General features: G+C 68.7%; 17 protein-coding genes. 8 read left to right on the top strand and 9 right to left on the bottom strand.

The window, feature by feature from the left end; all coding sequences use genetic code 11:
- Window positions 1–169 precede the first annotated feature (169 nt).
- From FHS97_RS10220 to FHS97_RS10210, 3 genes are read right to left on the bottom strand one after another with little or no spacing between them, the layout of a single operon-like run.
- Window positions 170–1,444: a mechanosensitive ion channel family protein gene (locus FHS97_RS10220; RefSeq protein WP_343053423.1), complete on the bottom strand. Its 1,275-nt coding sequence runs from the start codon at window positions 1,442–1,444 to the stop codon at window positions 170–172.
- Entirely contained in the window at window positions 1,441–2,634 is a 1,194-nt protein-coding gene (gene metC / locus FHS97_RS10215; protein ID WP_184036762.1) for a cystathionine beta-lyase, read from the bottom strand. Before metC ends, FHS97_RS10220 begins: the two co-directional genes overlap by 4 nt.
- On the bottom strand, window positions 2,631–3,479 hold the full coding sequence (locus FHS97_RS10210; RefSeq protein WP_184036760.1) for a sulfurtransferase: 849 nt from the start codon (window positions 3,477–3,479) through the stop codon (window positions 2,631–2,633). Before FHS97_RS10210 ends, metC begins: the two co-directional genes overlap by 4 nt.
- Window positions 3,480–3,554: 75 nt before the next feature.
- On the opposite strand from FHS97_RS10210, the gene queF reads away from it, so the two are divergent.
- The 3 genes from queF to FHS97_RS10195 all read left to right on the top strand — a co-directional run bounded on the left by queF (window position 3,555) and on the right by FHS97_RS10195 (window position 7,728).
- Entirely contained in the window at window positions 3,555–4,001 is a 447-nt protein-coding gene (gene queF / locus FHS97_RS10205) for a preQ(1) synthase (protein WP_184036758.1), read from the top strand.
- Window positions 4,002–4,127: 126 nt separating this feature from the next.
- On the top strand, window positions 4,128–6,401 hold the full coding sequence (locus tag FHS97_RS10200) for a glycosyltransferase family 4 protein (protein ID WP_184036756.1): 2,274 nt from the start codon (window positions 4,128–4,130) through the stop codon (window positions 6,399–6,401).
- Between the two features lie 46 nt (window positions 6,402–6,447).
- Window positions 6,448–7,728, top strand: a complete 1,281-nt coding sequence (locus FHS97_RS10195) for a glycoside hydrolase family 130 protein (RefSeq protein WP_184036754.1) — start codon at window positions 6,448–6,450, stop codon at window positions 7,726–7,728.
- A 234-nt stretch (window positions 7,729–7,962) separates the two neighbouring features.
- Here the strand turns inward: FHS97_RS10195 and topA are convergent, their stop codons facing one another.
- The gene (gene topA, locus FHS97_RS10190) at window positions 7,963–10,530 is read right to left on the bottom strand and encodes a type I DNA topoisomerase (protein ID WP_184036751.1); all 2,568 of its coding nucleotides are present in this window, start codon (window positions 10,528–10,530) and stop codon (window positions 7,963–7,965) included.
- Between the two features lie 84 nt (window positions 10,531–10,614).
- Here topA and FHS97_RS10185 point away from each other — a divergent pair, with 84 nt between their 5' ends.
- The gene (locus tag FHS97_RS10185; RefSeq protein WP_184036748.1) at window positions 10,615–11,196 is read left to right on the top strand and encodes a hypothetical protein; all 582 of its coding nucleotides are present in this window, start codon (window positions 10,615–10,617) and stop codon (window positions 11,194–11,196) included.
- On the opposite strand, the gene dprA is transcribed toward FHS97_RS10185, so the two are convergent.
- Window positions 11,193–12,287 (bottom strand): DNA-processing protein DprA, encoded by a 1,095-nt coding sequence (dprA, locus tag FHS97_RS10180; RefSeq protein WP_184036744.1) that lies wholly within the window; start codon window positions 12,285–12,287, stop codon window positions 11,193–11,195. The genes FHS97_RS10185 and dprA overlap by 4 nt on opposite strands.
- Window positions 12,268–12,966: a glycerol-3-phosphate 1-O-acyltransferase PlsY gene (gene plsY / locus FHS97_RS10175; RefSeq protein ID WP_184036731.1), complete on the bottom strand. Its 699-nt coding sequence runs from the start codon at window positions 12,964–12,966 to the stop codon at window positions 12,268–12,270. The genes dprA and plsY overlap by 20 nt, the downstream gene beginning before the upstream one ends.
- 57 nt (window positions 12,967–13,023) lie before the next feature.
- On the opposite strand from plsY, the gene murI reads away from it, so the two are divergent.
- A complete protein-coding gene (murI, locus tag FHS97_RS10170; protein WP_184036728.1) occupies window positions 13,024–13,809 on the top strand; it encodes a glutamate racemase in 786 nt (261 codons plus the stop codon).
- A gap of 102 nt (window positions 13,810–13,911) precedes the next feature.
- Window positions 13,912–15,156 (top strand): 5-aminolevulinate synthase, encoded by a 1,245-nt coding sequence (hemA, locus tag FHS97_RS10165; protein ID WP_184036725.1) that lies wholly within the window; start codon window positions 13,912–13,914, stop codon window positions 15,154–15,156.
- Between the two features lie 134 nt (window positions 15,157–15,290).
- Here the strand turns inward: hemA and FHS97_RS10160 are convergent, their stop codons facing one another.
- Genes FHS97_RS10160 through FHS97_RS10150 form a run of 3 tightly spaced genes read right to left on the bottom strand, consistent with a single transcriptional unit; the run spans window position 15,291 to window position 19,299 of the window.
- The gene (locus FHS97_RS10160; RefSeq protein WP_184036722.1) at window positions 15,291–16,232 is read right to left on the bottom strand and encodes a M48 family metallopeptidase; all 942 of its coding nucleotides are present in this window, start codon (window positions 16,230–16,232) and stop codon (window positions 15,291–15,293) included.
- A gap of 8 nt (window positions 16,233–16,240) precedes the next feature.
- Window positions 16,241–17,572, bottom strand: coding sequence for a sigma-54-dependent transcriptional regulator (locus tag FHS97_RS10155; protein WP_184036719.1), 1,332 nt, complete (start codon window positions 17,570–17,572; stop codon window positions 16,241–16,243).
- Window positions 17,569–19,299 (bottom strand): sensor histidine kinase, encoded by a 1,731-nt coding sequence (locus FHS97_RS10150; RefSeq protein WP_184036716.1) that lies wholly within the window; start codon window positions 19,297–19,299, stop codon window positions 17,569–17,571. The genes FHS97_RS10155 and FHS97_RS10150 overlap by 4 nt, the downstream gene beginning before the upstream one ends.
- A 192-nt stretch (window positions 19,300–19,491) precedes the next feature.
- Between FHS97_RS10150 and FHS97_RS10145 the strand changes: the two genes are divergently transcribed.
- Window positions 19,492–21,024 (top strand): alginate export family protein, encoded by a 1,533-nt coding sequence (locus tag FHS97_RS10145; RefSeq protein ID WP_184036713.1) that lies wholly within the window; start codon window positions 19,492–19,494, stop codon window positions 21,022–21,024.
- A 19-nt stretch (window positions 21,025–21,043) separates the two neighbouring features.
- Window positions 21,044–22,330 carry an MFS transporter gene (locus FHS97_RS10140; RefSeq protein WP_184036710.1) on the top strand — a complete coding sequence of 429 codons (1,287 nt, stop codon included), beginning with the start codon at window positions 21,044–21,046 and terminating at the stop codon, window positions 22,328–22,330.
- The last annotated feature ends 100 nt before the right edge of the window (window positions 22,331–22,430 follow it).

Here is a 22,430-nt window from a genome sequence, read left to right as displayed (position 1 = left end):
CCAGCCGTCGCCCCTGCGAAGGCAGGGGCCTATGTCTGCTTCGTCCTGTCGGGCCATCTGACACAAACGCGTTGCGCCGTGTGTCAGATGGCCCTTTTGCATTCGACAGACATGGGTCCCTGCCTGCGCAGGGACGACGGTGATCCCGGGATCAACTCCGATGCGATGGTCAAGGCGTCGACGCATCCTGTCCCGGCCAGCTCCGCACATAGATGTCGCGTTGCGCGAACGGCATTCCGATCCCGGCATCGCGGAACATCGTCCACAAGCGATTGAGCACGTCCGACCGGACGTTGCCGACGCCGCTCTCGGGGTCGCTGATCCACGCCAGAATCTCATGTTCCGCGCCATCGGTGCCGAAGCCGGTGAGCCAGACGTTCGGCTTGGGGGTGTCGAGCACGCGCGGTGATTCGCGCGCGGCGCGCAGCATCAGCGCCTGCGCCGCCTGCAGGTCGCAATCATAAGGGACGCGCACCGGGATGCGGACGCGGACATTGCGGTCGGAATAGGACCAGTTCTCGACCTCGCGGGTCATCAGATCCTCGTTCGGGATCAGATGCTCCTTGCCGTCGCGCGTCACCACTGACACCGCGCGGACGCCGATCTTGTTGACCCAGCCGAAGCTGGTGCCGACCGCGATCACGTCGCCGGGCTTGATCGAGCGGTCCATCAGCAGGATGATCCCGGCGATCAGATTGCCGATCGTCTTCTGCATGCCAAAGCCGACCGCGAGCCCGAACGCGCCCGAGAAGACCGCGAAGGCGGTGAGGTCGATCCCGAGCAGGTCGATCCCGAACAGGAAGGCGAAGACCACGACGACGATCCCGGCGATCTTCTGCGCCAGCACCTTCTGCGTCGGGTCGAGCGCGCGGGCATGGGCGATGGTGTGCGCGGTCAGGCGGTTGGCGACGCGCACCGCCGCCATCAGCGCGACGACGATGACCAGCACCTCGATCAGCGAGAGCAAAGACAGGCGGCGGCTGCCGACCCGCACCCCGATCGCATCGAGCGTGGTGGTGATCGGCTCCAACCCGCCGACCGCATGGCTGAAAATGCCGGTGAAGACGACCAGCTCGACGACATAGGCCGCCCAGCGCGGGATGCCGACGCCGCGCATCAGCTGGTGCGCGGTCAGCGTCCCAGCCGCCGCCATCGCAAAGCCGATCGCCGCCGCCGCCAGCGGACCCCACGGCCAGACGGCGTAGATCAAGGCGAGCAGCAGCACGGCGGCGCCGTGGCGGATGATCGTCGCGATGCGCGGGCTCAGCCCCTCGACATGCGCGCCGACGCGCGCGCGCCACCAGGCGGCGGTGCGCGCGCCGACGATCCGCTGCGCCATGACGCCCAGCGCCAGCGCCGCGATTACCAGCGCGCCGGCCGCCGCCAGCTCGATCAGGTCGGCCTGCGCCGGCACCATCTCGAGCAGGGCGCCGACATCGGTCACGCCTGCGCCGCGCGCCACGCCGCCAGCCCGCGTTCGAGGTCGGCGATCAGGTCCTCGGGGTCTTCGAGCCCGATCTGCAACCGCACCAGCGGCCCGGCGAAGTCGGGGGTGGTGGCGGTGCGGTGGCGCTGCGGATCGACCGGCACCGCGAGGCTCTCGAATCCTCCCCAGCTATAGCCGATCCCGAACAGGTCGAGCGTGTCGATCAAGGCGCAGCGCGCCGCGTCGCCGCCGCCCGCGAGCACGAACGCGAACAAGCCTGCGGCGCCCTTGAAGTCGCGCTGCCACAGGTCGTGGCCGGGACAAGAGGGGAGCGCGGGATGGAGGACGCGCGCGACTTCGGGGCGGGCCGCGAGCCATTCGGCGATCCGCAGTGCGCTCGCCTCATGGCGCTCCAGCCGCACCCCCATGGTGCGCAGCCCGCGTGCGGCGAGATAGGCGTCGTCCGCGCCGATGACCTGCCCGAGCTGGAAGCTGGTATCGCGCAGCGCCGCGAACCGGCCCGGTCCGGCGGTCACCGAGCCCATCATCACGTCGGAATGGCCGGCGATATACTTGGTGCAGGCGAGGATCGAATAATCGACGCCCAGTTCAATCACCGGGAACAGCAACGGCGTCGCCCAGGTGTTGTCGATGACCGTCGCGACCCCGCGCGCCTGCGCGGCAGCGACGATCGCGGGGACGTCCTGCACCTCGAAGGTCAGGCTGCCGGGGCTTTCCATGAAGATCACGCGGGTGCGCTCGCCGATCAGTTCGGCGATGCCCGCGCCGATCAGCGGGTCGTAATAGCGGGTCGTCACCCCCATCCGCGCCAGCAATTTGTCGGCGAGCGCGCGGGTCGGGTCATAGGCGCTGTCGACCAGCAGCAGCTCGTCGCCGGGCGACAGCAGCGTCAGCAGGCACGCAGAGACCGCGGCGACGCCCGAGGGATAGAGGAACGTCCCCTCCGCGCCCGGCTCCAGCTCGGTCAGCGCATCGGCGAGGCTCCAGTGCGTCGGCGTACCGCGGCGACCGTAGAACAGCCGGTGGTGGGTGTCGCGCGCGCCGGTCGCGCGCAAATGCGCGACATCGTCGTAGAGGATCGTCGAGGCGCGCCAGACCGGCGTGTTGACCACCCCGCCGGTCCACTCCTTGCGCCGTCCGCCGGTGACCAGCCGCGTCGCCGGTCGGATGTCGTCGCGTGCGCTCATGCGTTCCCCGTCGCCTTGGGGGTGGCGGGATCGCCGCCCCATTCGGTCCAGCTGCCGTCATAGACCGCTGCCTCGCGCTCGAGCAGATGAGCGCCGAACGCGAGCACGCTGGCGGTGATCCCCGAGCCGCAGGTCATCGCCAGCGGGCGGTCGAGATCGACACCCGCGGTGGTAAAGGCGGCGGCGAGCGCCTCGCCCTGTTTCCACGTGCCGTCGGCGTTGAAGAGCTGCGGATAGGGCAGGTTGCGCGCGCCCGGTATATGTCCGGGCGCGACGCCGGGACGGGGATCGGGTTCCGCGCCGGTGAAGCGCGCCGTCGAGCGGGCGTCGACGATCTGCGCGCTGCCGTCCTGCTGGAGCGCGTGCATCGCGGCGAGATCGAGCAGGCCGATACCGGAAGCGGGCACCTCGACGATGGTCGGCGCGACCGGCGCTGCGCCTTGTTCAAGCGGACGTCCCTCGGCCTTCCATTTCGCCAGGCCGCCGTCGAGCAGCGCGACATCGGTGAAGCCGAACGCGCGCAGCATCACCCAGGCGCGCGCCGCGGTGCGGTGCGGTGCGTCGTCGTAGAGCACGATCCGGTCGTCCCTGCGCAACCCGAGCCGCCCCGCCCGCGCCGCGAAATGCGCGGCGTCCGGCATGGTGGAGGGCAGCGGTGCATCCGGCGCGTTGAAGCCGGCAAGGTCCATAAAGGTCGCGCCCGGGACGTGGCCGGCGGCGAACTCGGCGGCGGCGTCGCGTGGCGGTTCGCCGGGCAGGCCGACGTGATAGCTGGCGTCGAGGAGGCGCAGCCCCGGCGTGCCCGCGTGCGCGGCGAGCCATTCGGTGGAGACGAGAGCGGTCATGCGCCTCTCCATAGCGCCAGCGTGACGGCTTCGAACAGGTCGCAATTGCCCGCGTCACGCCTTATGTGCGCGCGCATGACTCCGATGCATCTTGGCCAGACCAGCACCTTGCCCGCTTCTCCCGAGGAAGCGGTGCTCGATTACGTCCCCAATCCGCGCCCGGCGCAGACCTATCTGGTGCGCTTCACCCAGCCCGAATTCACCTCGCTGTGCCCGGTGACCGGGCAGCCGGACTTTGCGCATCTGGTGATCGACTATGCGCCGGCCGAGACGATCGTCGAGTCCAAGTCGCTGAAACTGTTCCTTGGCTCCTTCCGCAACCATGCGGCGTTCCACGAGGATTGTACGGTCGGAATCGGCGAGCGGCTGTTCCGCGAGATGCAGCCGCAATGGTTGCGGATCGGCGGTTACTGGTATCCGCGCGGCGGGATGCCGATCGACGTCTTCTGGCAATCGGGGGCGGCACCCGCCGGGTTGTGGCTGCCGGATCAGGGCGTCGCACCTTACCGCGGGCGCGGGTAATTGACTTGGATCAGCCCGATGCGCCATGCTGCACTGCGGAATTCGGGCAACCTTTCGCCTAAATAACGGTTCATCATTGCGAACACGCGCGCATCGGGCGCCGTATCCATCGGCAAAGGTAAGGGGATGAAGCAGTCGACCGGAGCGCTGGACGTCGGACATATCGCGCTGATCGGTAATTTCCTGCCGCGAAAGTGCGGGATCGCGACCTTCACCACCGACACCTATCAGGCACTGCGGGCCCGCTTCCCCGAGATGCAGGTCGACGTCTATGCGATGGACGACCATCCCGGCCGCTACGATTATCCTGCGGCGGTGGTCGGCACGATCCCGCAGCACGATCGCGACGCCTATGTCTCGACCGCGCGCGCGATCGAGAACAGCGGTGCGCAGGTGCTGTGGCTCCAGCACGAATATGGCATCTTCGGCGGCGAGGCGGGCGGGCATATCCTTGCGCTGCTCGATCGTGTGTCGCTGCCGCTGATCGTGACGCTGCATACTGTGCTTGAAAAGCCGAGCACCGCCGAGCGGACGGTGCTCGAAGGGCTGTTGCGCCGCGCCGCCAAGGTGATCGTGATGGCCGAGCGCGGACGCGAGATCCTCGAGCGCGTTTATGGCGCCAACCCGAAGCAGATCGCGACGATCCCGCACGGCGTGCCCGACCGGCCGTTCGCCGAGCCAGACACGTTCAAGGCGCGTTTCGGCTGGGATGGCCGCCGCGTGATCCTGACCTTCGGGCTGCTCGCGCCGGGCAAGGGGATCGAGACGATCATCGAGGCGATGCCGTCGGTGGTCGAGCGGCACCCCGAGGCGATGTACGTCGTGCTCGGCGCGACCCATCCCAATCTGGTTGCGCATGAGGGCGAGAAGTATCGCGACTCGCTCAAGGCGCGTGCCGAAGAGCTGGGGGTCGGGGCGAACGTCGCGTTCATCGACGCCTTCGTCGATCACGACGACCTGATCGATTACCTGCAGGCGGCCGACATTTACGCGACACCGTATCTGAACCCCGCGCAGATCACGAGCGGGACGCTCAGCTATGCGGTCGGCGTCGGCAAGGCGGTGGTATCCACCCCGTACGTCCATGCCACCGAAATCCTTGCCGATGGACACGGCGTTCTGGTCGATTTCCGCGACCCCGCCGCGTTCGCACGCGAGATCAACGACCTGCTCGGCAGCGCGCGCAATCTCGCGCGGCTGTCGGCCCGGGCTTATGCGCGGGGCCGGACGATGATCTGGCCGCGCGTTGTGGAGAAGGCAATGGACGAACTGATGGCCAGCCTGTCGACCCGGACGCAGCGGCTTCCGCATTCCGGCAAGGCTGACAAACAGGTGTTGGCTCCCGATATCGCGGCCGTCGAGCGGATGAGCGATGCGACCGGGATGCTCCAGCATTCGATCTTCTCGGTCCCCGATCGTCGCCACGGCTATTGCATCGACGACAATGCGCGCGCGCTGATGCTGATGAGCGCTATTGACGACCTCGACGCCGAGACGCGTGACAAGTGGACGACGATCTATGCGTCGTTCGTGCAGTTCGCGTGGAACGCCGAGGCGCGGCGCTTCCGCAACTTCATGAACTTCGACCGGACGTGGTGCGAGGACGTCGGATCCGAGGATTCGAATGGGCGCGCGCTCTGGGCGCTGGGCGTGACGGCGCGCGACGCGCACGAGCCCAAGCACCGCGACTGGGCGACCGCGATGTTCGACAACACCGCCAGCCTCGCGCTCGAGCTCGGCAGCCCACGCGCGCAGGCGTTTGCGATGCTCGGCGCGGCGGCGATGCTGGAAGCGTCGCCGGGTCATGAGATGGCGTTGCAGATCCTGCGCCGCTTCCCCGACGAGCATCTCGCCTTGCTCGACGCGGCGCGTCGGCCGGAATGGTGCTGGTTCGAGATCGTGCTCGCCTATGACAATGCGCGGCTCCCCGAGGCGATGCTGCGCGCCGGGCTGGCGCTCAACCGTGCCGATCTGATCGCGTGCGGGCTCGATACGCTCGACTGGATCGTCGCACGCCAGACTGCGCCGGAGGGGCATTTCCGTGCGGTCGGGTCGGAGAGTTTCGGGCGCGTCTACGAGGATCCGTTGCCGTTCGACCAGCAGCCGCTGGAGGCACAGGCGACGATCGACGCCTGCGCCGCGGCGTTCGACGCGACCGGCGACGCGCGCTGGTATGCCGAGGCGAAGCGCGCCTATGACTGGTATCTCGGCGTCAACGACCTCGACCTGCCGCTGGCGACGCAGCGTGACGGCGGCTGTTTCGACGGGCTGATGCCGACCGGGCTCAACCGCAATCAAGGTGCCGAGTCGATCCTCGCGTTACAAATGGCGTCCTGTGCGATTTCGGGGCTTTCAAAGCGCGTCGGAAAAGTGGCAGGGACGGTGCGTGTCTCCGCCTGACGGCGGCGACGCTCGCGTTCGACGTCCCTAAAGACGAGGCTGGTCCTTGGAGCTGTTCAACCACCGGCTGCGTTTGCATGCCGACCCGTCGCGCGTCGTGGTGCGACCCTTCCACATCGGCTGGATCGCCAATGCCAACGGCGTCAGCCGTTCGCAGCGGCTCATCAGCGAGGTCATGGACATGTCTCCGCAAGAGGCGCGTGACCAGCTCGATCTGGTGCTGAAGGATTTCGAGGCGCGCCACTGGCAGACGCGGCGCGTGTTCATGACCCGCTATGACGAGATCGCGGCGGCGCACGATCTCGACGGCAGCTGCATCTCCGATGAGAAGCGGCAGTTGATCGGTGCCTATTTCTGCCACGAGTACAGTTATGCCGCCGCCGCGCTGATGAACCCCAGCGCGGTGCCGCATCCCGATCAGTCGGGGATGGAGGACGGGGCGCAGCGCATCGTCATGTCGCTGCGCGCGGTCGGCGAGGGGCATATCTCTTCGGTGGCGTTCCGCGAGGGGATCATCACCAGCGAGAACGAGCTGAAGCTGGCCCCTGAGCCGCCGTTCGCGACCGCGACCGACGCGACCGGCACCGACGAGGAAGCGCCGCCGAGCGGGCCGGTGACGGTCTACCGCCACCGCGACAGCACCCTGTCGGGCACGGTGATCTTCCCGATCACCGATGCGCAGTCCAAGGGGCTGGAGGATTTGCGGCTCGTGCACTTCACGCACGATGACGGGACGCAGGAATGGCTGGGCACCTATACCGCCTATAATGGTGCGACGATCCAGTCGGAGCTGTTGCGGACGCGCGATTTCCGGGCGTTCGACCTGATCCCGATGACCGGCAGCGCGGCGCGCAACAAGGGCATTGCGCTGTTCCCGCGCAAGGTCGGCGGCGAATATCTGTCGATCGGGCGGCAGGACGGCGAGAACCTCTACCTGCTGCGCAGTGACGATCTGACGCATTGGGACGATGGCGAGCTGATCCTCAAGCCGGTGTTTCCTTGGGAGTTCGTCCAGATCGGCAATTGCGGACCGCCGATCGAGATCGACGAAGGCTGGCTGCTGCTGACGCATGGCGTCGGCGCGATGCGCAAGTATTCGATCGGCGCGGCGTTGCTCGACAAGGACAATCCGGCACGGATCATCGGGCGCACGCGCTCGCCAATCCTCGCGGCGGCGGATCAGGACCGCGAGGGCTATGTGCCGAACGTCGTCTATACGTGCGGCGCGATGAAGCACGGCGATAAGCTTTTCATGCCCTACGGCATTGCTGATAGTTCGGTCGGGTTTGCGTTCGTGTCGATTAAGGAATTGCTGGCGAAGATGTGACCGGTCGCCGCCGCGGCTACGCCCGCGGCGGTGTGCGACCAAGCGGCCGCGCAGCGACCGGTCCGGCCGGCGGGTCGGCCTCGCCGAACCCGTCCGACGTGAGGCCGGCGGCTTTGCCGTCGGACTTTGTCCCTCCGTCATTGCGAGCGTAGCGAAGCAATCCAGCGACGGACCAGGACGCCCTGGATTGCTTCGCTACACTCGCAATGACGGTATGGGGCGACGAGTTGACGTCTACGCCTTTGCCGCGGCTTTCTTGGTAGGTGCCTTCTTTGCCGCGGGTTTCTTCTCCGTGGCGGGCTTCTTCGCCGCCGCCTTCTTTGCCGGCGCCTTCTTCTTCGCTTTCGACGGCCCTGCCGCCGCGCGGTCGTCGAGCAGTTGCGCGGCTTCCTCCAGCGTCAGCTGGTCCGGGGCGATCGTCTTCGGCAGCGTGGCATTGGTCGTGCCGTCCGTGACATAGGGACCGTAGCGGCCCTCCATCAGCTTGATCTCCGCCTCGGTGCGTGGGTGAGCCCCCAGCACCTTGAGCGGCGCCCGCGCCGCGCCACGGGCCGGGCGACCGCCCCCCGCCGCCGCCTCGGCCAGCTTGACCACCGCGGCGTTCATGCCGGTTTCGAACACCTCCGATGTTGACGAAAGTCGCGCATATTTGCCGTCGTGCACGAGGTACGGCCCATAGCGGCCGATGCTGGCATTGATGAGCAGACCCGTCTCCGGATGTTGCCCGATCGTGCGCGGAAGGTTCAACAAACGCAGCGCCATCTCGAAATCGAGTTCGCCGATGTCCTTGGGGATCGACGCGCGCTTCGCCTCCTTGCCCTCACCAAGCTGGATGTACGGGCCGAAACGCCCGCTCTTGCGCTCGACCGGCAGCCCGGTGTCGGGATCCTGCCCGAGCGTCTCCGGCCCGGCATCCTCCGCCGCCGCATCGCCGCCCTGCGCGAAGCGGCGCGTGAACTTGCAGTCGGGATAGTTGCTGCACGCGATGAACGCGCCGAACTTGCCGCCGCGCAACGCAAGCTGCCCGGCATGGCACGCCGGGCACAGCCGCGGGTCGCTGCCATCGGCCTTTTCGGGGAACAGGTATGGCGCGAGGAACTGGTCGAGCGCGGCGGTGACCTCGCTCGGCTTCTGCTCCATCACCTCGGCGGTGCGCGGCTTGAAGTCGCGCCAGAACGCCTCCAGCACCGCCTGCCATTGCGCGCGGCCGCCGGACACGTCGTCCAGCTCCTCCTCCAGCTCGGCGGTGAAGTCGAAGCCGACATATTTCTCGAAGAACCGCTCGAGGAACGCCGTCACCAGTCGCCCGCTCTCCTCGGCGAAGAAGCGGTTCTTCTCGACACGCACATAGGCGCGGTCCTTGAGCGTCTTGATGATCGAGGCATAGGTCGACGGGCGACCGATCCCCAATTCTTCCATCCGCTTGACCAGCGACGCTTCGGAAAAGCGCGGCGGCGGCTGGGTGAAATGCTGCTCGGCTACGATGTCCTTCTTGGCCGGGCTGTCGCCCTCGCGCATCCGCGGCAGGCGCTTGGCGTCCTCATCCTGCGAATCGTCCTGCCCTTCCTCGTAAAGCGCGAGATAGCCGGGGAAGAGCACGACCTGACCGGTCGCGCGCAGCACGTTGCGCCCGGTGCCGTCGGCCAGCTCGATCGTGGTGCGCTCCATCCGCGCCGAGGCCATCTGCGACGCGAGCGCGCGCTTCCACACCAGATCGTAGAGCCGGGCATGGTCGCCCGAGCCGACGCGGTCCTTCGAAAAATCGGTCGGGCGGATCGCCTCGTGCGCTTCCTGCGCATTCTTGGCCTTGGTCTGATACTGGCGCGGCTTGTCCGGCACATAGCCGCCGTCGTAGCGATCCGCGATCGCGGCACGCGCGGCGGAGATGGCGCTGCCGTCCATCTGCACGCCGTCGGTCCGCATATAGGTGATCGCGCCATCCTCGTAGAGCTGCTGCGCGATCCGCATCGTGTGATCGGCGGAGAAGCCGAGCTTGCGCGCCGCCTCCTGCTGGAGCGTCGAGGTGGTGAAGGGCGGCGGCGGGTTGCGCGTCGCGGGCTTGGTCTCGACCGACTGGACCGAGAAATTGCCGGCCTCGACATCGGCCTTGGCCTTGAGGGCGTCGCCCTCGTTGCCGATCGACAGGCGGTCGAGCTTCTTGCCCTGCCATTGCACCAGCCGCGCGGCGAACGGCGTGCCGTCCTGCTCCATGCTCGCGATGACCGACCAATATTCCTGCGCGCGGAACGCCTCGATCTCGCGTTCGCGATCGACGATCAGCCGCAGCGCCACCGACTGGACGCGCCCCGCCGACTTGGCGCCGGGCAGCTTGCGCCACAGCACCGGCGAGAGCGTGAAGCCGACCAGATAGTCGAGCGCGCGGCGCGCCCGGTATGCGTCGATCAGGTCGGTATCGAGATCGCGCGGCGCCTGCATCGCCTGCGTCACCGCCTGTTTGGTGATCGCGTTGAAGGTGACGCGCTGGACGTCCTTGGGCAGCGCCTTGCGCTTGGCGAGCACCTCCTGGACGTGCCACGAAATCGCCTCGCCCTCGCGATCGGGGTCGGTGGCGAGGATCAGGCGGTCGGCGGTCTTGGCGAGATCGGCGATCGCCTTGAGCTGCTTGGTCTTGTCGGCGTAGTTTTCCCACTCCATCGCGAACCCCTCGTCGGGGTTCACGGAGCCGTCGCGTGGCGGCAGGTCGCGGACGTGGCCGTAGCTGGCGAGGACGCGATAGTCCGAGCCGAGATACTTCTCGATGGTTTTGGCCTTGGCGGGCGATTCGACGATGACGAGCTGCATTGTGCCTAACTAGGAAGCCTCATACGTACGCACGAGGGTGGTTGGCGTTCGACGAAGCGTCAAGCGCTTCGGCAAGGGGGGAACATGTTCAGGATAGTGGCGGCCGTCGCGCTGATGACAGGCAGTGTCGCGATGTCGCAGGCAAGCAGCACGGAATGGCAGGGCGAATTTCTTGCGCCGACGGCCAACGCTGGAATGGTATTGGGGTGGATCAACCCGCGCGACCCAACCATGCGCGAATTCGTCCCGCGCGGAGAGAACGTCCAGAGCTGGACCCGGATGTTGACCGTGCAGACCTTGCCGTGGCGGATGGGACTCACGCCGACGGGCGTTTTGCGGATGCTCGCGAACGGGATGGAAGGCGCCTGCGCTGGAGCAACGTCCTCGCCGATCGAAGCGACACCTCTGGACGGACGTGACGGTGCGACGATTCGGGTCGATTGCCCCCGCAACCCGCAGACCGGCAAGGCGGAGACGATGTTCGCGCGCGCCGTGCAGGGGGATCGCTCGATCACGATGGTGCAGGCAGCGATGCGGCGGGTACCGGCCGCGGACGACATCGCATGGGCGACGAAGGCGCTGTCGTCGCTCTCCTTTTGCGGCGAAACCGATCAAAGCGGACGCTGTGGAACGCTGCGGGGCGGAGCGGTCGGCAAGCCTCTCTAGCGGCACGGCAGACTCACCCGTCCGCCCGCGTGGCGTTCGAGTCGGCCCGCGAGTTCGAGTTCCAGCAGCACCATCTGCACCACCGCCGGGGCGCAGCCGGACTGGCGGACCAGTTCGTCGACCGCGACCGGGACCGGGCCGAGCAGCGAATCGATGCGGGCGCGGTCCATATCGCTGGCGTCCTCGGGCGGGGGAGCGCCCCATGCCGGCGTATGCGCGCGAACCGCGGCGCGGGCGTCGATCGGGCGGAGCTGTTCGAGCACATCGGCGGCGTTCTGGATCAGCGTCGCGCCATCGCGGATCAATGCGTTGCAGCCCTGCGCGCGCGGATCGGACGGATGGCCCGGCACCGCCATCACCTCGCGACCTTGTTCGCCCGCCAGCCGCGCCGTGATGAGCGACCCCGATTGCGGCGCGGCCTCGACCACCACCGTCCCCAGCGCCAGTCCGGCGATGATGCGGTTGCGGTGTGGGAAGTGGCGTGCGCGCGGCTCGGTGCCGGGCGGCATTTCGGCGATCAGCAGCGCCTCGGTGGCGATTCGCTGCTGCAGCGCTTCGTTTTCCGGCGGATAGACGACGTCGATCCCGCCCGCGATCACCGCGATCGTCGCCGTGCCCGCGCCCTCGTGCGCCGCGGTGTCGATCCCGCGCGCCAGCCCGGAGACGACGCTTGCCCCCTCGCCGGCGAGGTCCTGCGCGAGCCCGCGCGCAAAGCGGCACGCCGCGGCCGAAGCGTTGCGCGCGCCGACCAACGCCACTGCCGTGCGCCGCACCAGCGACAGGTCGCCGCGCACGGTCAGCACCGCGGGGGCGTTGTCGACCTCGGCGAGCAGGGCGGGATAATCGGGGTCGCCGAGGAACAGCAGCCGCGCGCCGAGCCGCTCGACCAATTGCCGCTCGCGTTCGACCGCGGCAAGCGGCGGGGGGGGCGGCACGCGGCCGCCGCCACGCCGCGCGAGATCGGGCAAGGCATCGAGCGCCGCCGCCGCGCTGCCAAAGCGCGCGAGCAACTGGCGATAGCTGACCGGCCCGATCGACGGCGTGCGGATCAGCCGCAGCCGCGCGATCGTGTCATCCACCGATGCCGTCATCCACCGGCGTCCCCGCCGCATCGGCGTCGGCCGGTGCGGGCTTCGCGCCGCCGACGCGCGGCTCGGTACCGTCGACCAGCCGTGCGATATTGGCGCGGTGCTTCCACAGCACGATCGCGGCGAGCGCGAGCAGCAGCGGCACGAGATCGAAATCGCCGAGGATCGCGGCGGTGACCGGGGTGCTGATCGCCGCTGCCATCCCGGCCAGCGACGAAACGCGCGTCGCCGCGAGCAGCCCGAGCCACAGGATCGCGAACACCAGCCCGAGCGGCCAGCCGAGCCCGAGCGCGACGCCCATCAGCGTCGCGACGCCCTTGCCGCCGCGGAAGCGCAGCCAGACGGGATAACAATGGCCGATCAGCGCGCCGGCCGCCGCCAGCGGTTGTTCGCCGGGCCACAGCCACGCGACCAGCAGCACCGCCACCAGCCCCTTGGCGAGATCGAGCAGCAACGTCGCCGCCGCCAGCCCCTTGCGCCCGGTGCGCAGCACGTTGGTGGCGCCGATATTGCCCGAGCCGATCTGGCGCAGGTCGCCCGCACCGGTCAGCCGCGTCAGCACGACGCCGAACGGGATCGACCCCAGCAGATAGCCGATCAGCAAGGCCGCGGCCGGCGCAATCCAGATGATCTCGGTCGGCAGTGTTCGATTCCCCTCGAACTCGAGCTTTAGCCGAAACATTTCGGGTACGCCACCGGCAGCGTTGCCGTGCATCATCGATACGGACTAAGTGGCGGTGTGATTGAAACCGCACCGATCCTGTTCTTCGATTCCGGCGTCGGCGGGCTGTCGGTGGTCGCGCCGACGCGCGCGCTGCTGCCGGATGCGCCGATCGTCTACGCCGCCGATTCGGCCGGCTTCCCGTACGGCACGCGCAGCGAGGCGGAGATCGCGGCGCGGGTGCCGGCGCTGCTCGGGCGGCTGGTCGAGCGTTATCGACCGCGGCTGGTGGTGATCGCGTGCAACACCGCGTCGACGATCGCGCTGGCGGCGGTGCGCGCCGCCCTCGACGTCGGCGTGGTCGGCACGGTGCCGGCGATCAAGCCGGCGGCGGCGATGAGCCGGTCGCGGGTGATCGGCGTGCTGGGGACGGCGGCGACGGTGCGCCAGCCGTATGTCGACGATCTGGCGGCGCGGTTCGCTAGCGACTGCACGGTGCTGCGCCATGGCTCGGCGGCGCTGGTCGAGATCGCGGAGGCGAAGCTGGCGGGGACGCCGCCCGATCCGGCGGCGCTGGCGCGCGAGCTGGACGGGCTGTTCGCGCAGCCGCGCGGGGCGGCGATCGACGTGATCGTCAATGCCTGCACGCACTTCCCGTTGCTGGAGGCGGAGCTGGCGGCGGTCGCGCCGGACGGGGTGCGGTTCGTCGATGGCGGGCCCGGGATCGCGCGGCGGATCGTGCATCTCACCGAGGGACAGGCGTGGCCGGCGCAGGCGGACGACGTGCTGGTGTTCACGCGCCTCAGCGACGCCGAGCGGCGGCTGGCGGCAGGTCTGGGGTTCGCGGGGGTCGAGGCGCTGTAGGCACGAGGGCAAGGGGTGGGGCAATTTGTCCACCCTTTTCGATCAGAGAGAATGCGGTTCTGCGCTGGCCATCGCCGGTCGGAGGGAGTAATCGCGGGCACCATGAAGACGGAGAGCATCGAAGCGCGCGGCGTCGATTATTCGCGCGTGTTCACTCAGGCGATCGACCGGCTTCATGCCGAAGGCCGGTATCGCGTGTTCATCGACATCCTGCGCAACAAGGGCATGTTCCCCAATGCGCGGTGCTTCGCCGGGCATAACGGGCCGAAGCCGATCACCGTCTGGTGCTCGAACGACTATCTCGCGATGGGCCAGCATCCCAAGGTGATCGCGGCGATGGAGGAGGCGCTCCACGACGTCGGCGCGGGCTCGGGCGGGACGCGCAACATCGGCGGCAACACGCATTATCACGTCGATCTCGAGGGCGAGCTGGCCGATCTGCACGGCAAGCAGGCGGCGCTGCTGTTCACCTCCGGCTATGTCTCGAACGAGGCGACGCTGTCGACGCTCGCCAAGGTGCTGCCGAACTGCATCATCTATTCCGACGAGCTGAACCACGCCTCGATGATCGCGGGGATCCGCAACTCGGGGTGCGAGAAGCGCGTGTTCCGGCACAACGACCTCGCGCATCTCGAGGAACTGCTCGCCGCCGACGATGCGGCCGCGCCGAAGCTGATCGCGTTCGAGAGCGTCTATTCGATGGAGGGCGACATCGCGCCGATCGCGGCGATCTGCGACCTGGCGGACAAGTATAACGCGCTGACCTATCTCGACGAGGTCCATGCGGTCGGCATGTACGGCCCGCGCGGCGGCGGTATCTCGGAGCGCGACGGGGTCGCGCACCGGCTGACGATCATCGAGGGGACGCTGGGCAAGGCGTTCGGGGTGATGGGCGGCTATATCGCGGCCGACCGCACGATCGTCGACGTGATCCGCTCCTATGCGCCGGGGTTCATCTTCACGACCTCGCTGTCGCCGGTGCTGGTCGCGGGCGTGCTGGCGAGCGTGCGGCACCTCAAGCAGTCGAGCGCCGAGCGCGACGGGCAGCAGGCGGCGGCGGCGACGCTGAAGGCGATGCTGCGCGACGCGGGACTGCCGGTGATGGCGGGCGAGACGCATATCGTGCCGGTGATGGTCGGCGACCCGGTGAAGGCCAAGAAGATCAGCGACATCCTGCTCGCCGAATATGGCGTGTACGTGCAGCCGATCAATTACCCGACCGTGCCGCGCGGCGCCGAGCGGCTGCGCTTCACGCCGGGGCCGGCGCATAGCGAGGCGATGATGCGCGAACTGACCGACGCGTTGGTCGAGATCTGGGACCGGCTGGAATTGCGCGCGGCGGCGTGAGGGCCACACGTCATTGCTTCGCTGCGCTCGCAATGACGGCTTCATCGTCGCCCCGGACTTGATCCGGGGCCCCGCTTTCTTGTCGCGGGTCGAGGAAGAAGGGACGAGGCCCCGGATCAAGTCCGGCGCGACGGTTAGTTGAGGCCTTCGTCCCTTCGCGCCAACAGCGGCGGCTGGTACGGCAAGGGCGCATTCGCCGGCATCGTCGCCAGCTCGCGTTCGATCGCCGCCGCGCGATCCTTGGCGGACGGGTGGGTGCGGCTGTGGAACATGCCGCCGTCGATCTTGCTGCCGTATTCGCGCCAGAAACGTACCGCGAGATGCGGGTCCCAGCCGGCATTGCGGAGCAGGTAGGCGCCGAGCAGATCGGCCTCGGTCTCGGTCTGGCGAAACAGCCGCGCGTTGCGGCCGAATTCGGCCAGCAGCCCCCATTTGACCCCCGCCGCCTCCAGCCGGATGCGGTGGCGAAGGATCGCATGCGCCAGTTCGTGCGCGACGACGACCGCGATCTGGTCGTCGGCAAAGCGCTCGAACAGCGCCCCGCCGACCTGCACGACATGGCCGTCGGAGGACGCGCCGAGCTTGGCGCCGGTCAGCACCTCGAACTCGACGCGGCAGCCGGCATGCGGCTGGATCGTCACCTGTTTGACCGCACCGTCGCGCCGCACGGTCAGCGCGATCGGTGCGGCGACCGGCAGCGCCGCGATCCTCGCCTGCGCGGCGTCGCGGGTCGCACTGGTCATCGCGTCGCCCGTCGTCGCCGGTGGCAGCGGCTGCGCGTCGATCGCGACGACGCCGTCGTTGGCGAGCACCCCGGCCTGTGCGGCGGGCGCGCCGGGCACGACCAGCTCGATCGCGACCGGCGCGGCAAAGGCGCTGCGCAGCTCGGTCGGATATTGGTCGGCGGCGTGGAGCGTCGCGCCGATCACCGGCTGTTGCTCGCGGCACAGGGGCGCATTGGCGGTGGTCAGCCGCCACGCGATCGCCGCGAGTCGCTGGTCGACCTCCAGCAGGCTCGGCGCGGCGGCGGCGGGCAGCGCGACGAGCGCCAGCAGAACGGCCAGAAAACGGAACATCATACGCATCACTCGGGCGGGCGGGCAGTCGGGCGGAAGGCCGCGGGCTCGATGCCGTGGCGCTGCATGCGGTCGTACAGGCTGCGACGGGGCAACTGCAACTCCGCCGCCGCCGCGCCGACATCGCCGCGCACGCGCTCCAATGTGGCGCGGATCGCCGCCGCCTCAAAACGGTCGACGCGTTCCGACAGCGGGAGCTGATCGGCGGCCTCCGTCGCGCCGCCGTCGACGCCGAGCACCACACGCGCGGCGAAGTTGCGCAGCTCGCGGACGTTGCCCGCCCAGTCGTCGCTGACCAGCCGCGCCTCGACCGCGGCGTCGATCATCGGCCGCTCGCGTCCGAAGCGTTCGGCGGCTTCGCCGAGAAACCAGGCGAACAGCAGCGGCACGTCGGCGCGACGCTCGCGCAGCGGCGGGATGCGCAGTCGCACCGTCTCCAGCCGGTAGAGCAGATCGGCGCGGAAGCGGCCCTCTGCGGCGGCGGCGGACAGGTCGGTCTTGGCGGCGGCGACGACGCGCAGGTTGACGACCCGCGGTGCCGCGCCTGCTTGCGGCAGTTCGCGCTCCTCGACGACGCGCAGCAACTTGCCCTGCAAGGCCGGGGACATGCTGTCGATCTCGTCGAGGAACAGCGTCCCGCGATCGGCGTCGGCGATCCGCCCGGCCTGCGTGCGGGTGCCGAACAGCGCCTCGTCGGCGATCGCATCGGGAAGCGCCGCGCAATCGACCGCGACGAACTGCCGGGAGCGGCGGTGGCTCCAGCGGTGGAGCAGCAGCGCGACCAGTTCCTTGCCGGTGCCGGTCTCGCCCTCGATCAGCACGTCGACATCGACATCGGCCAATTGCCGGATCGTCTCGCGCAGCCGCACCATCACCGGCGTCTCGCCGATCAGCGGATAGTGGGTCTCGGCCTCGGCAGCGGCGACGCGCAGCCGGCGGTTTTCGAGCACCAGCCGCCGCACCTCCAAAGCGCGGCGGACGCTGGCGATCAGATGGTCGGCGGCGAAGGGCTTGGCGATGAAGTCCCACGCGCCTTTCTTGAGCGCGGCGACCGCGGTGGCGATGTCGCCATGGCCGGTCATCAAAATCACCGGCAATTCGGAGTCGCGCGCCGCGACCGCCTCGGCGAGCGCATGGCCGTCCATGCGCGGCATCCGGATGTCGCTGACCACCACGCCGGGAAAGTCGACGCCGAGCTGCGCCAGCGCGGCGCGCGCGTCGGCGAACGGCTCGACCGCGATCCCGGCGATCGCGAAACTGTCGGCGAGCGCGGTGCGCAGCCCGTCGTCATCGTCGATCAACAGCACGCGCAGCGCGGCGGTGGCGGGCGACTCGCTCATGCGCGTTTCACCGACGCCATGAACGCCGCGCCGCCGAGCGGCGACGGCACGATCCGCAGCGTGCCGTCGAACTGCGCCATGATGTCGCGCGCGATCCCCAGCCCGAGCCCGAGCCCGTCGGGCTTGCCGGTGACGAACGGGCTGAACACCTCCTCGCCGAGCGCGGGGTCGATCCCGCTGCCGTTATCGGCCACGATCAGGTCCACGCATGTCTCACGCTCCTCCACCAGCACAGCGATGCGCGGATCATCGCGCCCCGCCACCGCATCGACCGCATTGTTGAGCAGGTTGACGAGCACCTGCTCGAGCCGCACCCGCCCGGCGATCACCGCCGGCTGACCGCGCGTCGGCCAGTCGACCGCGACGTTCGCGCCGCGCAGCCGATCCCCGACCAGCAGCAAGGTGCCGTCGAGCACCGCGTCGAGCGCGACCGGCTCGATCCGCCCGCTGCCACGCCGCGCGAAGCGGCGCATCTCCTGCGTGATCGAGCCGATCCGCGCGGTCAGCGCCACCGCGCTGTCCAGCGTCGCGGCGACCCGATCGTTCCGCCCGGCGGCGAGATGGTGCTGCGCATTCTCGGCGAGCGTGCGGATCGTCGCGACCGGCTGGTTGATCTCATGCGCCAGCCCGGCGGTGATCGAACCCAGCGAGGCGAGGCGATTGGCCTGCGCCAGTTCCTCGCGCGCGGCGCGGAAGCGCTGGTCGGCATCGGCGCGGCGCTCCATTTCGGCGCTCAGCGCGGCGGTGCGCTCCGTCACGGCGGCCTGCAATTGCGTGCGCACCGCCGCGGCGCGGGTCAGCCGGGTGATGCGCCACAGCACCAGCGCCGCGAACAGCGTCAGCACCAGCGCGAAGGTCGCAGTCGCCAGCCGCGCCACGCCGGCCGCCTCGCGCAGCGCCCGCGCGATCGGCACGACCCGCACCAACTGCCAGCCGGGAACGTCGAGCGGGGTCGCGACGGTGAGCCGGGTCGGATCGCCGCCCGGACGGACATGGGTGAGCGGCAGCGGCTGCGCACCGAATTGCCCGCTGGCGCGGATCGCGGCGCGGGCGGCGGGCGAGAGCGGCCGCAGCGTGCGCAGCGCCTCCCGCGGGTCGGTGGTGGCGAGGACGATGCCGCGCCCGTCGACCAGCAAGGTGGTGCCGGGATCGTTGGCCCAGACGCGCGTCACCGCGTCGAACTCGACCTTCACCACCACCACGCCCGCCGGGCCGCGCGGACCGTCGATGCGGCGGCTGAGGAACAGTCCCGGCCGCCCGCTGACATTGCCGAGCGCGAAATATTCGGCGCTGCCGTTGCGCATCGCCAGCCGGTAATAGGGGCGGAAGCGGTAGAGGTGGCCGACGAAACTGTCCGGCTGCGCGGCGTTCGAGGCGGCGACGGTCATGCCGCGCGCGTCGATGGCGTAGATCACCGCCGCGCCGGTCCGCTGCGCGAGCGGGGCGAGCTTGCGGTCGAGCCGCTGCGCCGCCCCTGCCGCGGTCCCGCCCGCCAGTGCGTCGCGCAGGTCGCTGTATTCGCTGAGCACGATCGGCAGCAGCCGGTATTTGTTGAGCTCGCTGTCGAGCAGCCGCGCCTGCTGGCGCGCGGTGCCGAGCGCGGTGGCCCGCGCCTCGTCGCGCGCCCGCGCCGCGGTCCACGGCGCGACGAGCAAATAGAAGAGGAGCGTCAGCGCGAGCACGACCGCCGGCACGGTCAGCCGCAGGGAAAGACGCGCGGACGACATACGTGCAGGATATTGCAACGCCGGCAGGGAAGTCACGCGGGATTTCGCCAGCGGTGCACTGATCTGTCGCAAGGTTGCCGAAAAGTTACGAGTGTTTTCATGTTTTTAGCATACCGCCTCGCTGATTTTTGCGATTTCGCCTGCGCACGTCATGCTGTGCGCAAGCCGGGAAAGACGGCGAGAGAGGACCGAATGTACAGCAATTTCAATGGCGCACGGGCGAAGGTGACGCGTGGGGCAGCCATCCGTGGACTGCTGATCGGCGCATCGGCGCTACTCGCGACTCCCGCGCTCGCCGATCCTGCTGCCACGGCGCAGGTCACCGGCACAAAGGAGTCGCCCGCCACGCCGTCGGTGGTCGGCTATCCGGCGATCGGCAACGGCGAGGGCACCGTCTCGGGCAAGTACAACGTGTCGCGCTGGGCCGAGGACTGGCGGTCGATGCGCGACCCGGCGAAGCGCGACGACCCGCTCGACCGGCTAAAGTTCCTGCCGCTGACCACCGACGGCGACGTCTATCTGACGCTGTCGGGCGAGTTCCGCTTCCGGGTGCAGGAAACCACCAACCCCGATCTGCGCGACCGCCCGGCCCAGCGGCAGGACCGGACACGCGTCTATGCCGGCGCCGATCTGCATCTGGGCGAGCATGTCCGCTTCTACGGCGAGCTGGCGCATGCCGGGGTGAGCGGGGTCAACATCGGCACCCCGGCGGCGAACATCACCAACCAGCTGACGCTGCAACAGGGGTTCGGCGAGGTGAAGGGCCGGATCGGCGGCGCCGAGGTCGGCGTGCGCGGCGGGCGGCAGGAGTTCTCGGACGGTCCGAACCTGCTGACCTCGGTCCGCGACGACCCGACGCTGCACTTCGTGCTGGACGGCGTGCGCGGCTATGTGCGCGGCAAGCGCGTCCGCGCCGACCTGTTCGACCTGCGCTACGTCAATTACGGGCGCGAGGGGCTGGGCGACGATCGTACCGACGGGTCGCGGCGGTTCAGCGGCGTGACGTTCGGCTATGCGATCCCGAGCGACTTCCTCGGCACCTCCAAGCTGTTCTTCGATCCGTTCATCTGGCGGCTGCGCACCCGCGCCGCGGCCTGGGGCCGCCAGACCGGGCGCGAGGAGCGGATGTTCTACGGCCTGCACCTGTACGGCGACGTGGATCGCGCGACGATCGACTGGACGGTCAACCATCAGGGCGGCGACTTCAACGACCGCAAGATCGACGCATGGCAGGCGTTCCTCGCGCAGACGTGGAAAGTCGGAAAGTCGGCGACCGCACCGCGCGTCGGCGTCCATGTCGATTATGGCAGCGGCGGCGGCGGGGTGAGCGGGCAGGGTGACCTGCGCACCGCCAGCGGGCTGTACGGCAACAACATCTACTACAGCTACCAGCTATTCCTGACCCCGACCAACCTCTTGGCGATCTCGCCCAACATCACGGTGCAGCCGGTCAAGAATCTGCGCGTCACCGGCGAATATACGATGGCCTATCGCCCGAACGAGAATGAAGCGGTCTATCGCGCTTCGGGGGCGGCGTTCGCCAATACGCAGAATGTCGCCGGCAAGCATATCGCCGACCTGATCCGCCTGCAGGCGGTGTGGGCGCTGACCCCGCGCATTTCGCTGACCGGGCGCTACGAGCATCTGATGGTCAAGGATGCGCTGGCCAATGCCGGCTACCGGAACTCTGACTTCCTGGCGGGCTGGGCCAGCTTCCGCTTCTGACACAACAAGGAGAGACGCGATGGCGGAAACGCCGACGACCGACAATCGACTGAAATCCATTATCGGAGGATCGACCGGCAACCTGGTCGAATGGTTCGATTGGTACGTCTATTCGGCGTTCACGCTGTATTTCGCGCCGCATTTCTTCCCGTCGGGCGACCAGACCGCGCAATTGCTGAGCGCCGCCGCGGTGTTCGCGGTCGGCTTCGTCATGCGGCCGATCGGCGCGTGGATCATGGGCATCTATGCCGATCGCAAGGGGCGCAAGGCCGGGCTGACGCTGTCGGTGACGCTGATGTGCGCGGGATCGCTCATCATCGCCTGTACGCCGGGTTATGAGACGATCGGGATCGCCGCGCCGGCGCTGCTGGTGCTCGCGCGGCTGATGCAGGGGCTGTCGGTCGGCGGCGAATATGGCGCGAGCGCGACCTATCTCTCGGAGATGGCGGGCAAGGAGCGGCGCGGGTTCTTCTCGGCGTTCCAGTATGTCACGCTGATCTCCGGGCAATTGCTCGCGATCATGGTGCTGCTGATCCTGCAATCGGTGATGCCCAAGACCGAGCTGGAGGCATGGGGCTGGCGCATTCCGTTCGTAGTCGGTGCGTTCCTCGCGATCGTCGTCTTCTACCTGCGCCGCGGGCTGGCCGAGACGCAGAGCTTCAAGAACGCCCATGCCAACGCGGCGCCCAAGTCCGGCTTCGTCGCGCTGCTGAAGAACCATCCGCGCGAAACCGCTTTGGTGATGCTGCTGACCGCCGGGGGCACGCTCGCCTTCTACGCCTATTCGATTTACATGCAGAAGTTCCTGGTCAACACCTCGGGCTTCTCCAAGGAAGTCGCGACGCAGATCAACGCGGTCACGCTGTTCGTCTTCATGCTGCTCCAGCCGGTCGCGGGCGGACTGTCGGACCGGATCGGGCGCAAGCCGCTGATGGTTGCGTTCGGCATCGCGGGGGTGCTGTTCACCTATCCGATCTTCTCGGCGCTGGAAGCGACGCGCAATCCAGTCACCGCCGGGCTGCTGGTGATGGCGTCGCTGATCATCGTCACCGGCTATACGTCGATCAACGCGGTGGTGAAGGCGGAGCTGTTCCCCGCACACATCCGCGCTTTGGGCGTCGCCCTCCCGTACGCCTTGGCCAATACGCTGTTCGGCGGGACCGCCGAATATGTCGCGCTCAGCTTCAAAAGTCATGGGTGGGAGCAGGGCTTCTACTGGTATGTCACGGTGATGATCGGCATCTCGCTGCTGGTCTACCTGCGGATGCGCGACACCGGGCGCAACAGCCTGATCAGCGAGGATTGAGAGCCAGCCGTCGCTCCTGCGCAGGCAGGAGCCTATGTCTGTCGAATGTTGCGACACGCCTGACACACGGTCGTCGTCACTGTGTCAGCCGCGCCGACGC

It is taken from the genome of Sphingomonas endophytica (assembly GCF_014199415.1).
GTDB lineage: Bacteria > Pseudomonadota > Alphaproteobacteria > Sphingomonadales > Sphingomonadaceae > Sphingomonas > Sphingomonas endophytica.
This window is presented reverse-complemented; position numbering and strand designations above follow the sequence as displayed.

Bases quoted from the DNA above. Each gene is read 5' to 3' on its own strand.
- metC (WP_184036762.1), bottom strand. From the start codon at position 2,634: ATGAGCGCACGCGACGACATCCGACCGGCGACGCGGCTGGTCACCGGC.
- FHS97_RS10210 (WP_184036760.1), bottom strand. From the start codon at position 3,479: ATGACCGCTCTCGTCTCCACCGAATGGCTCGCCGCGCACGCGGGCACG.
- queF (WP_184036758.1), top strand. From the start codon at position 3,555: ATGACTCCGATGCATCTTGGCCAGACCAGCACCTTGCCCGCTTCTCCC.
- FHS97_RS10200 (WP_184036756.1), top strand. From the start codon at position 4,128: ATGAAGCAGTCGACCGGAGCGCTGGACGTCGGACATATCGCGCTGATC.
- topA (WP_184036751.1), bottom strand. From the start codon at position 10,530: ATGCAGCTCGTCATCGTCGAATCGCCCGCCAAGGCCAAAACCATCGAG.
- FHS97_RS10185 (WP_184036748.1), top strand. From the start codon at position 10,615: ATGTTCAGGATAGTGGCGGCCGTCGCGCTGATGACAGGCAGTGTCGCG.
- dprA (WP_184036744.1), bottom strand. From the start codon at position 12,287: ATGACGGCATCGGTGGATGACACGATCGCGCGGCTGCGGCTGATCCGC.
- plsY (WP_184036731.1), bottom strand. From the start codon at position 12,966: ATGTTTCGGCTAAAGCTCGAGTTCGAGGGGAATCGAACACTGCCGACC.
- hemA (WP_184036725.1), top strand. From the start codon at position 13,912: ATGAAGACGGAGAGCATCGAAGCGCGCGGCGTCGATTATTCGCGCGTG.
- FHS97_RS10160 (WP_184036722.1), bottom strand. From the start codon at position 16,232: ATGTTCCGTTTTCTGGCCGTTCTGCTGGCGCTCGTCGCGCTGCCCGCC.
- FHS97_RS10155 (WP_184036719.1), bottom strand. From the start codon at position 17,572: ATGAGCGAGTCGCCCGCCACCGCCGCGCTGCGCGTGCTGTTGATCGAC.
- FHS97_RS10150 (WP_184036716.1), bottom strand. From the start codon at position 19,299: ATGTCGTCCGCGCGTCTTTCCCTGCGGCTGACCGTGCCGGCGGTCGTG.
- FHS97_RS10145 (WP_184036713.1), top strand. From the start codon at position 19,492: ATGTACAGCAATTTCAATGGCGCACGGGCGAAGGTGACGCGTGGGGCA.
- FHS97_RS10140 (WP_184036710.1), top strand. From the start codon at position 21,044: ATGGCGGAAACGCCGACGACCGACAATCGACTGAAATCCATTATCGGA.